Below are 10,738 nucleotides of genomic sequence, written 5' to 3' on the forward strand. Positions count from 1 at the left end.
TTACGCTTCCCCCAAATAGGCTTTGATCACTTCAGGATTGTCGCGGATCTGCTCCGGCGTCCCGTTGGCCAGCGGCGTGCCCTGGTTGATCACCACGATGTGGTCGGAGATGCTCATGACCAGTTTCATGTCGTGTTCGATCAACAGCACCGTGGCGTTGTTTTCCTCACGCAGCACACTGATCAGCGCCTTGAGGTCTTCGGTTTCCTTGGGGTTCAGGCCGGCGGCAGGTTCGTCGAGCATCAGGATGCGCGGGCGCGTCATCATGCAACGGGCGATTTCCAGGCGTCGTTGCTGGCCGTAGGCGAGGGTGCCTGCGGGGCGGTTGGCGAACTCGGTCAGGTTGACCTTGTCCAGCCAGTACGCCGCGTATTCCATGGCCTCGCGCTCGCTTTTGCGGAACGCCGGGGTCTTGAACAGGCCGGCGAAGAAGTTGGTGTTCAAGTGACGGTGCTGGGCGATCAACAGGTTCTCGACTGCCGTCATGTCCTTGAACAACCGCACGTTCTGGAAGGTCCGCACCACGCCTTTGCGGGCGATTTCGTGGCCGGCCAGGCCCTGGATCGGTTGGCCGTCCAGCAGGATGCTGCCACCGCTCGGCTTGTAGAAACCGGTGAGGCAGTTGAACACCGTGGTCTTGCCGGCGCCGTTGGGGCCGATCAGTGCTACCACTTGTTTCTCTTTGACGGTCAGGGCCACGCCATTGACCGCCAGCAAACCGCCGAAGCGCATGCTCAGGTTTTCGACTTTCAGGATCTCGCGGCTCATTTGCGCAGCTCCATGTGTGGACGTTGCATGGGCAGCAGGCCTTGAGGACGCCAGATCATCATCAGCACCATCATGGCGCCGAACATCAACATGCGGTATTCGCTGAACTCACGCATCATTTCCGGCAGCAGGATCATCACGATGGCCGCCAGGATCACGCCCAGTTGCGAGCCCATGCCACCCAATACCACGATGGCGAGAATGATCGCCGACTCGATAAAGGTGAACGATTCCGGCGTCACCAGGCCTTGGCGAGCGGCGAAGAAGCTGCCGGCAAAACCTGCGAACGCAGCGCCCAGGGTGAATGCGGAAAGCTTGATGATGGTCGGGTTCAGGCCCAGGGCGCGGCAGGCGATTTCATCTTCGCGCAACGCTTCCCACGCGCGCCCGATGGGCATGCGCAGCAGGCGGTTGATCACGAACAGGGCCGCCAATGCCAGCAACAGCGCGACCAGGTACAGGAACACCACTTTGCTCACCGGGTTGTAGGCAATCCCGAAGTACTCGTGGAAGGTCTGCATGCCTTCGGCGGCGCTGCGGTCGAACGACAGCCCGAAGAATGTCGGCTTGGGGATGCTGCTGATGCCGTTGGGGCCACCGGTGATGTCGGTAAGGTTACGCAGGAACAGGCGAATGATTTCGCCGAAGCCCAGGGTCACGATGGCCAGGTAGTCACCGCGCAGGCGCAGCACCGGGAAGCCCAGCAGGAAGCCGAACGTCGCCGCCGCCATACCGGCCAGTGGCAGGCAGATCCAGAAGCTCCAGCCCAGGTAATGCGAGAGCAGCGCGTAGGTGTAGGCACCCACGGCGTAAAAGCCCACATAACCCAGGTCGAGCAGGCCCGCCAGGCCCACCACGATGTTCAGGCCCAGGCCCAGCAACACGTAGATCAGGATCAGCGTGGCAATGTCGACCGCGCCGCGCGAGCCGAAGAACGGCCAGATCAGCGCCGCGATGATCAGCCCGATGATGATGTAGCGCTGGGTGCGCGGCAGGGTCAGAAATTGGCTGACCTTGGGCGACACCAACGGGCCACGGTTGCCCTTGAACAGGGCTCCAACCTGCTGGGTGAACAGTACACGCAGGAACATCAGCACCGAACACAGCGCGATGACGGTCAGGGTGACAGGCCCGGTGCCATGCACTTCAAGGTTGATGCCGACAATGCTCAGCTTGAGACCGAGTACCGGAAAGGCCACGGCCCAGACCAGCAAGGCGCTGAAAAACGCCGATTTAAGATATCTGCTCATACTTTCTCAACCTCCGGACGGCCCAGGATGCCGGTCGGACGGAACAACAGCACCAGAACCAACAGGCCGAACGCGACGACGTCCTTGTACTGGTCACCGAAGATATCGGCGCCAAAGGCTTCGGCCACACCCAGCACCAGCCCGCCGAGCATGGCGCCCGGAATGCTGCCGATGCCGCCCAATACCGCCGCGGTAAAGGCCTTGAGGCCCACCAGGAAGCCGGCGTTGGGGTTGATCACGCCGTATTGCATGCTCAGCAACACGGCCGCCACGGCCGCCAGCGCAGCACCAATGACGAAGGTCAGGGCGATGATGTTGTTGGTGTTGATGCCCAGCAGGTTGGCCATCTTGATGTCTTCGGCACAGGCCCGGCAGGCGCGCCCCAGACGGGAGCGGGAGATGAACAGCGTCAGGCCCAGCATGGCCACCAGGGTGACCACGAAAACCAGAATCTGCATGTACGAAATCAGCACTTCTTGTGCGCCACCCGGGCCGAAGGAGATGCTCCCCGGAATCAGGTTGGGAATGGACTTGTCCTTGGAGTCCTGGGACAGCAATACGGTGTTCTGCAGGAAAATCGACATGCCGATGGCAGAAATCAGCGGGATCAAACGGTTGCTGCCCCGCAGGGGACGGTAGGCAACCCGCTCGATGCTGTAGCCATAGGCACTGGTCACGATGATCGATGCCAAAAACGCAGCGGTCATCAACAGCGGCAGGGAGTGGATCCCCATCATGGCCAGCCCGGCAAGGGCGATGAAGGCCACGTAGGAACCAATCATGTACACCTCGCCATGGGCGAAGTTGATCATTCCAATGATGCCGTAAACCATTGTGTAGCCAATGGCTATCAAGGCATAGGTGCTGCCAATGGTCAGGCCATTAACCAGCTGTTGGAAAAAATGATAGATCTCAGGCATTACAGCGCTCCTAAAAACCCGATACGCATTTCACTGGTGGAGTCATTTCCGGCTCGGTGCCCTGTTCTGTGACCAGGTTGCACAAAGCGTTTGCCAGCGAACCGCTGGTGACGGTTTTAAGATTTTCAGGTGAGCCAGCGCCCGGATCGCGGGTGACATGGCCCATAAACCTCGTAAAACAAAGCCCACTGCTTGCACAGTGGGCTTGTTGACCAGTAACGCCTGGCTTACTGAGGGGAAACTTCGGTTTTTGGTTTACCGAAGTGCCATTCGTAGACCACGAACTTGAAGTCCTTCAGGTCGCCCTTGGCGTCGAAGCTCAGGTCGCCCGTAGGGGTCTTGAAGGTACCGGCGTGGATGGCCTCGGCCACTTTGGCGGTGTCTTCGCTTTTGGCCGCAGCAATACCACCGGCAATCACTTCAACTGCCGAGTAGGCCGGGAACACGAACGGACCGGTTGGGTCCTGCTTGTTCTTGGCGAACTCTTCAACGATGGCTTTGTTGGCAGGGTCGGTGTCGAAGGATTTCGGCAGGGTCACCAGCAGGCCTTCGGAAGCGCCCTGGGCGATTTGCGAGATGGAGTCGTTACCCACGCCTTCCGGGCCCATGAACTTGGCGTTCAGGCCTTTTTCCTTGGCTTGGCGCAGGATCAGGCCCAGCTCAGGGTGGTAGCCGCCGTAGTAGACGAAGTCGACATTGGCTTGCTTGAGTTTCTGGATGATCGAGGAGAAGTCTTTGTCACCGGCGTTCAGGCCTTCGAAGACGGCAACCTTGGTGCCTTTTTCTTCAAGGGTCTTCTTCACGGCGCTGGCGATGCCTTCACCGTATTGCTGCTTGTCGTGCAGTACGGCGACGATTTTCGGCTTCACGTGGTCGGCGATGTAGTTGCCGGCCGCTGGGCCTTGCGCGCTGTCCAGGCCAATGGTGCGGAAGATCAGCTTGTAGCCACGGGAAGTGATTTCAGGGCTGGTGGCAGCCGGGGTAATCATGATGACGCCTTCGTCTTCATAAATATCCGACGCTGGCTGAGTGGAGCTGGAGCAGAGGTGGCCGACGACGAACTTGACGCCATCATTGACCACTTTGTTGGCAACGGCCACGGCTTGTTTTGGATCGCAAGCGTCGTCGTATTCCTTGGCTTCAAGCATCTTGCCGTCTACGCCGCCCTTGGCGTTGATGTCTTTGATGGCTTGCTTGGCACCCATGAATTGCATGTCGCCGTATTGCGTCACCGGACCGGTCTTGGGACCGGCGATGCCGATCTTGATGGTGTCGGCTGCGAACGAATGGCCGGCAACCCCAGCCAGGACCATAGCGGCAAACAGTTTGGAAATCTGCTTAGTAGCCTTATTCATAGTGCTCCACTCTTACTGTTGTATTTTTTATAGTTCTAGCGGCCTTGTGAGCTGCAGAACCGGATCAGATATCGCGGATATCCCCCCGGCATTGCCCTGGCAACTGTACCGGTACAGTGTAGAGCGCTGGCTGATCGCTTGAAAAGCTGGCAGCTGGGGGCAAAACCTGGGTATGTCGCTTAAATGAAAGAAAAAGACAGAATCGCGGCGGGTTGCTAACAGCTTTCAAGGCATTCCTTGGCTTTCCTGGCGCTTTCAATCGCTACTTCATTTGCTACTGGGTTTTTCTGCCTGAGCGACGGGGCTATGATTGCGCCGATTTTTTACTCAGGTGAATTCCCATGACGCAAGAACCAAGCACCCTCTATGCCAAGCTGCTCGGTGAAACAGCCGAAATTTCCTGGAAGGAGCTTGAACCGTTCTTTGCCAAGGGTGCCCTATTGTGGGTCGATGCCAGCCTGGATTTGATCGAGGCCGCCGAAGGAATGGCCGAAGACAACCGTGACAAAGTCGCCGCCTGGCTAGCTGCCGGGAGTCTTGGCGAAGTGTCTGCATCGCGGGCGTTGGACCTGGTGGAACGTGATCCGAGCTTGTGGGCAGTGGTGGTCTCGCCATGGATTCTGATCCAGGAAAGGGCGGCGTAAGAATTGCCAGCACTAAAAAGGTGCGTATTTTTCACGCGCTGAAGTGTGTAGGGGAGTAACCGCTTATCGCGTGATGGCACCTTGCCGTAGCGAAAGATCACAGGCGAGGGTGACGTAAACGTCACGGGCACAGTTCAGGTCGTCGGGAAATAGCCGCGCAATTGTTTCGGCGTATGACTCAGCGCTGCAGCGCGCGCATTCAAATCGTCAGCTTGCGCGTCTTGGTCTCAGCGGATCGGCCTGACAATAGAAGGCGGGCCGATACGTCCCGCAGCTGGGTCGTTTGGCGGTGGAGCGTCTTTGCCTTCCACGCTGAGCGGATATAGCGGATTACGCATGGCAATCCCCTGCATCACGCCGATGATGTCGTCGAAGGGCACCGCCGGGCTGAGCAGGTAGCCCTGGATGTAGTCGCAGCCATGCTTGAGCAACAGCTCGAACTGCGCCTGGGTTTCCACGCCTTCGGTGACCACCTGCAAATGCAGGGTGTGGGCCATGCCAATAATCGCTTGGACAATTTCGCTGTCTGCGGTGGATTTGGGGATGTCCTGGATAAACGAGCGGTCGATCTTCAAAGTGTTGAGCGGCAAACGCTTGAGGTAAGCCAGCGACGAATAGCCGGTGCCGAAGTCATCAATGGCCAGTGACACACCCAGGGCGCGAATCTGCCGCAACAGGGCCAGGGTGCTACTGATATTGCCCATCAACGCGTTTTCAGTGACTTCCAGTTCCAGGCGGTTGGTGCCGATGCCGGCGAAGCGCAGGGCGTCTTCGATTTCATCGGCCAGTTCGTCACGCGCCAGGTTCAACGCCGAGCAGTTCACCGCCATGATCAACTCGGTGTAGCCCCGGTCAGACAACAGGCTCAGGTCGTGACAGGCCTGGCGCAATACCCAGTGGTCCAGCTCGGCGATCAGCCCGTTGTTCTCGGCAATGCCGATAAAGCGGTCCGGGGCCAGCAGCCCGTGTTGGGGGTGTTGCCAGCGCACCAGGGCTTCCAGGCGCGTGACCTTGCCCAGCTTCATGTCGAAGATCGGTTGATAAAAAAGCACCAACTGGCTGCGCGTACGTAAGGCGGCGCGCAGTTCTTCTTCCAGTTGCAGCTCAAGAAAGGCACGGGTTTTAAGGTTGGAACTGAAGAAGTTCAAGCAATTGCGCCCGGCATCCTTGGATTGGTACAGCGCCAGGTCGGCGGTTTTAAGCAGTTCTTCGCAGGTGTGGCCGTCTTCGGGAAACAGGCTGATGCCGATGCTGGTGGTCATCACCATGCGCCGACCGGCCAGTTCGATGGGTTCTTTCATCTTCTGCATGATGCGCTGGGCCATGTGCCGGGCTTCGTCGCGGTGATGAATATTGACCAGGATGCAGAACTCATCGCCGCCAAAGCGTGCCACCACATCTTCATGGCTGCGTATCGATCCCTTGATATGCCCGGCGAGCACCGTGAGCAGCTGGTCGCCCGCATCATGGCCCAGGCTGTCATTGATACGCTTGAAGTGGTCGATATCGAGGAAGATCACCGCCATCATGCCCTGAGTGCGGGTTTTTTCCGCGACTTTCTCCGCGAAGATCTGATTGAAACCACGGCGGTTGAGCAGGCTGGTCAACGCGTCGAAGTGGGCCACTTGTTGCAGCGAGGCGCGGGCCTGGTCGAGTTCGCTGAGCAGCGCGTTGACCCGGCGCAGGTCGCGCTCCTTGTGTTGCAGCTTCTTGTCGGCCAGGGCTGCGCTGACGCTGCTGCCGATCACCAGCAAGGTGATCATCGCGACTGAGAGGCCCAGTTGAATCGGGTTGTCATCGGCCCGCAACGACAGATCCGTGCCGCTGGGCACCAGCATTTGCATGGCCGCCATGCCGGTGAAGTGCATGCTCAGGATCCCGGCGCCGAGCACCAGGCTGGCGGCGTATTTGAGCAGTTGGTGAAACACGCCGGCCCCATTGCGCAGGTAACTGGACAGCAACAACGCCGCCAGGCTGGCGCCCATGGCAATCGCCACCGAGGCCAAAAACAGCCGCGTTTCGAAGTACACCTGGGCTTGGGAACGCATGGCCGACATGCCCACGTAGTGCATCAGCGCGATACCCAGCCCCATCCACACCGAAGCCACCAGGTACTGATGAAAACGCAGGTGGGTATGACTGAGGGTCTGCATGGCGAGCAGCGAGGCGATCAGGGCAATCAGCAGCGAGACGAACGTCATGATCAGTTCGTAGTGAATGGCAATGGGCGCTTGGAAGGCCAGCATGCTGATGAAGTGGGTCGACCAGATGCCGCCTGCCAGGCAACCCGCACCCAGCCAGCGCCAATGGCGGCGGGCGGTGGGGTCTTCGACATGGCCGACACGTTCGGCCATGTCCAGGGTACCGAAACCCGCCGCGCAGGCGACCAGGTACGCCAGCAGCACCAGAAACGGGTTATGAGTGCAATTGAGCAATAAATGCCCGCTGTCTGGAAGGTCGGTAAAAAAATGCTGCCCCAGCCATTCCATAGCTTATCCCGTCACAGAGCCCTGTCACTGCCAGCGGCGATGACCTATGAGGTCGAGTATAGGAGTCTCTCGAAATTTGCCATCAGTAATGGCGTTTTGATCTCAAATTATTTTGATATGCCTTCCATAGCGTTTGGTGCTAAGCGCTGATGGGCAGGTCGAGTTCGAAGTGCGGGGCCTCCAGCGGGGCCAGGCCAAATGCGGCACGGGCGGCGTCGCAATCGACATTTTGCACGCCCTGGCTCCAAGACGCCTCGAACTCACGGCATACACTGGAGCGTTGTTCATAAATTGAGCAACTGGTGGCTTGTCCGACTTCACCTTCAAGGCTGCAGCACCGTGCCGGCTTGCGGTCGGTGCCGATCATCGCCACGCGGCTGGGGTTGATCTGCACCACCAGCTCATCGGGCACCGTGCCCCCGGACGAGGCGCACTCACCCCAAAAGAAAGACACGCGAAAGTGTGAACAGCAGGCACCGCAATTCAGACACGGACTGGCTTCGGACATGGGCGTCATCAATAAGAAAAGTAGGAGGAGGGTGCTGCGAAAGGCTCGCCATTCTATCCGTGCCATGGCCGTTGGGAAGAGGGGTACGCACTTATATTTTCGTGGGCAAAATCCCCTGTTGCCTGGGTGAAATCATGCCCTATCAGCTTTACGAATCATTACAGACAATCACCGCCAGCCTGACTATGTTGCAGTGACCTGAGCAGGATGCACCGGGCATCACAGCTCTCATAACAATAAAAGAGACGGACCCATGCAGAACTCGACCCAAGCGGCGAATGCCTGGCGCATTCTGTTCCTGCTGTTCCTGGCCAACCTGTTCAACTTCTTCGATCGCACCATCCCCGCGATTATCATCGAGCCCATCCGCATGGAATGGCACTTGAGCGACTTTCAGCTCGGTATCATCGGCACCGCCTTTACCATCGTCTACGCCATTGCCGGGCTGCCGCTGGGGCGCCTGGCCGACACCGGTTCACGCAGCAAGTTGATGGGCTGGGGCCTGTTTGCCTGGAGCGGGCTGACGGCGGTCAATGGCATGGTCGGCAGTTTCTGGACCTTCCTGCTGGTGCGCATGGGCATTGGCATTGGCGAAGCCAGCTATGCACCGGCGGCCAATTCGCTGATTGGCGACCTGTTTCCCGCCCACCGCCGCGCCCGAGCCATGGGGATTTTCATGCTTGGCCTGCCGTTGGGCCTGTTGCTGGCGTTCTTTACGATCGGTGCGATGGTCAAGGCGTTCGACAGCTGGCGCGCGCCCTTCTTTATCGCGGCGGTGCCGGGGCTGATCCTGGCGGTGTTTATGTTCTACATAAAAGAACCCAAGCGCGGCGCGGCGGAAACCGTGCAAGTTTCCCAGGAGCGCGTCGACCGCCCGATCCGCCGCGTGCTGGCCGTGCCGACCTTCCTGTGGCTGGTGCTGGCCGGGTTGTGCTTTAACTTCGCTACCTATGCGTGCAACTCATTCCTGGTGCCGATGCTGCAACGCTATTTCCTTATGCCGTTGCAGGACGCGGCCGTCGCGACCGGCGTCATCGTCGGCCTGACCGGCCTGGTGGGATTGACGCTGGGCGGCTGGATTGCCGACAAGATTCATCAGCGTGTCGCCAATGGCCGGTTGTTGTTTGCCGCGTTCAGCTTGATCATCTCCACGGTTACCACCGCCTGGGCATTGCATGCCGGGCGTGTCGAAATCGGGGTGTTTGTCGCGCTGTTCAGTGTGGGCTGGTTGTTTGCCTACAACTTCTATACCTGCGTGTATACCGCGATCCAGGACGTGGTCGAACCGCGTTTGCGCGCGACGGCGATGGCGCTGTTTTTTGCCGGGCTGTATTTGCTCGGCGGTGGCATGGGGCCGGTGGTGGTCGGGGCGCTGTCCGATCACTTTGCTCATTCGGCGATGTATGCGGACGGGGCGCAGCAGATGACCGAGGCTTATAAAGCCGTGGGCTTGCATGACGCCATGTACCTGATTCCGGTGGCGCTGTTCTTGACCATGCTGTTTCTGTTCCAGGCCTCGCGCAGTTTTGTGCGCGATGCCAAGCGGATGAAGGAAGGGTTGAGTGCGGTTGAGGTGCCGGCAACTGCGGTAACGGCGTGAGACCGAGTGATCGTTCCCATGCTCTGCGTGGGAACGCCGCTCTGGACGCTCTGCGTCCGCTTTAAAGTCGTGACGCAGAGCGTCACATGATGCATTCCCACACAGAGCGTGGGAACGATCTCTAAAAAGGCCCGCACTAAGCGGGCCTTTTACGTTCAGCGGTTTATCAACCTGCCACCAGCACCCGAATCGCTTCCAGTCGCAACGCCGCTTTATCAAGCATGGCCAGGCCTTGCTCGCGTTGGTTGCGCAGGGCAACCAGCTCGCTGTCGCGCACGGTCGGGTTGACCGCTTGCAACGCGGTCAGGCGCGCCAGCTCTTCGTCGGTGTCTGCCGCGAGGCGACGCTTGGCTTCGGCCACGCGTTCGGCGTGACGTGGGGCGATCTTCTCTTCGCCGGCGTTGATGCGCGGTGTGAGTTGGTCGCGCTGCGCCTGCACGAATTTGTTCGCGCTGGCCCGTGGCACGCTTTCCAGCTGGTCATTCAAGGTCACGAACGACACGCGGCCCGACAGGTCATTGCCGTTGGCATCCAGCAGGCAGCGCAAGGCGGCCGGCGGTAGGTAGCGGCCCAGTTGCAGGGAGCGCGGGGCGACCACTTCGCTGACATACAGCAGTTCAAGCAATACGGTGCCTGGCTTGAGCGCCTTGTTCTTGATCAGCGCCACGGCGGTGTTGCCCATGGAACCGGACAGCACCAGGTCCATGCCGCCTTGCACCATCGGGTGCTCCCAGGTGATGAATTGCATGTCTTCGCGCGACAGCGCCTGGTTACGGTCGTAGGTGATGGTCACACCTTCGTCGTCGCCCAGGGGGAAGCTGGCGTCGAGCATTTTTTCGCTGGGCTTGAGGATCAGCGCGTTTTCCGAATGGTCTTCGCTGTCGATGCCGAACGCGTCGAACAGGGTTTCCATGTAGATAGGCAGGGCGAACTGGTCGTCTTGTTCGAGGATGTCCTCGACCAGCGCATCGCCTTCGCCGGCGCCGCCGGAGTTGAGTTCCAGCAAGCGGTCGCGACCGGTGTGCAACTCCTGCTCCAGGCGCTCGCGCTCGGCACGGGCTTCGTCGATCAGGGCTTGCCACTCGCTGTCGTCGGCAGCTTCCAGCAAGGGCAGCAGGCGTGGGCCGAACTGATGCTGCAAGGCGTTGCCGGTCGGGCAGGTGTTGAGGAAGGCATTGAGCGCTTCGTGGTACCACTGGAACAG

At 59.5% G+C, this 10,738-nt stretch carries 8 protein-coding genes and 1 pseudogene; 2 read left to right on the top strand and 7 right to left on the bottom strand.

Annotated elements, in window-relative coordinates:
- From livG to GIW04_RS10995, 4 genes are all read right to left on the bottom strand, one after another.
- Positions 1-768, bottom strand: coding sequence for a high-affinity branched-chain amino acid ABC transporter ATP-binding protein LivG (gene livG / locus GIW04_RS10980; protein WP_003193538.1), 768 nt, complete (start codon positions 766-768; stop codon positions 1-3).
- Complete coding sequence (locus tag GIW04_RS10985) at positions 765-2,018, bottom strand: high-affinity branched-chain amino acid ABC transporter permease LivM (protein ID WP_003193536.1); 1,254 nt, start codon at positions 2,016-2,018, stop codon at positions 765-767. The genes livG and GIW04_RS10985 overlap by 4 nt, the downstream gene beginning before the upstream one ends.
- Positions 2,015-2,938 carry a high-affinity branched-chain amino acid ABC transporter permease LivH gene (livH, locus tag GIW04_RS10990; protein ID WP_003193535.1) on the bottom strand — a complete coding sequence of 308 codons (924 nt, stop codon included), beginning with the start codon at positions 2,936-2,938 and terminating at the stop codon, positions 2,015-2,017. Before livH ends, GIW04_RS10985 begins: the two co-directional genes overlap by 4 nt.
- A 227-nt stretch (positions 2,939-3,165) precedes the next feature.
- Complete coding sequence (locus GIW04_RS10995) at positions 3,166-4,293, bottom strand: branched-chain amino acid ABC transporter substrate-binding protein (protein ID WP_003193533.1); 1,128 nt, start codon at positions 4,291-4,293, stop codon at positions 3,166-3,168.
- Between the two features lie 341 nt (positions 4,294-4,634).
- On the opposite strand from GIW04_RS10995, the gene GIW04_RS11000 reads away from it, so the two are divergent.
- Positions 4,635-4,937, top strand: a complete 303-nt coding sequence (locus GIW04_RS11000) for a DUF2288 domain-containing protein (RefSeq protein WP_003193531.1) — start codon at positions 4,635-4,637, stop codon at positions 4,935-4,937.
- Positions 4,938-5,164: 227 nt separating this feature from the next.
- Here the strand turns inward: GIW04_RS11000 and GIW04_RS11005 are convergent, their stop codons facing one another.
- Positions 5,165-7,426: a putative bifunctional diguanylate cyclase/phosphodiesterase gene (locus tag GIW04_RS11005; RefSeq protein WP_003193529.1), complete on the bottom strand. Its 2,262-nt coding sequence runs from the start codon at positions 7,424-7,426 to the stop codon at positions 5,165-5,167.
- Positions 7,427-7,565: 139 nt separating this feature from the next.
- Entirely contained in the window at positions 7,566-7,934 is a 369-nt protein-coding gene (locus GIW04_RS11010; protein WP_003193526.1) for a YkgJ family cysteine cluster protein, read from the bottom strand.
- A gap of 253 nt (positions 7,935-8,187) precedes the next feature.
- Between GIW04_RS11010 and GIW04_RS11015 the strand changes: the two genes are divergently transcribed.
- Positions 8,188-9,534, top strand: a complete 1,347-nt coding sequence (locus GIW04_RS11015; protein WP_003193525.1) for a spinster family MFS transporter — start codon at positions 8,188-8,190, stop codon at positions 9,532-9,534.
- 166 nt (positions 9,535-9,700) lie between these two features.
- On the opposite strand, the pseudogene GIW04_RS11020 reads toward GIW04_RS11015, so the two are convergent.
- Positions 9,701-10,738 (bottom strand): annotated as a pseudogene (locus GIW04_RS11020) (RNA polymerase-associated protein RapA); the annotation flags it as partial.

The sequence above is a fragment of the Pseudomonas sp. PA-4-8C genome (assembly GCF_021606625.1).
Classification (GTDB): domain Bacteria; phylum Pseudomonadota; class Gammaproteobacteria; order Pseudomonadales; family Pseudomonadaceae; genus Aquipseudomonas; species Aquipseudomonas lactis.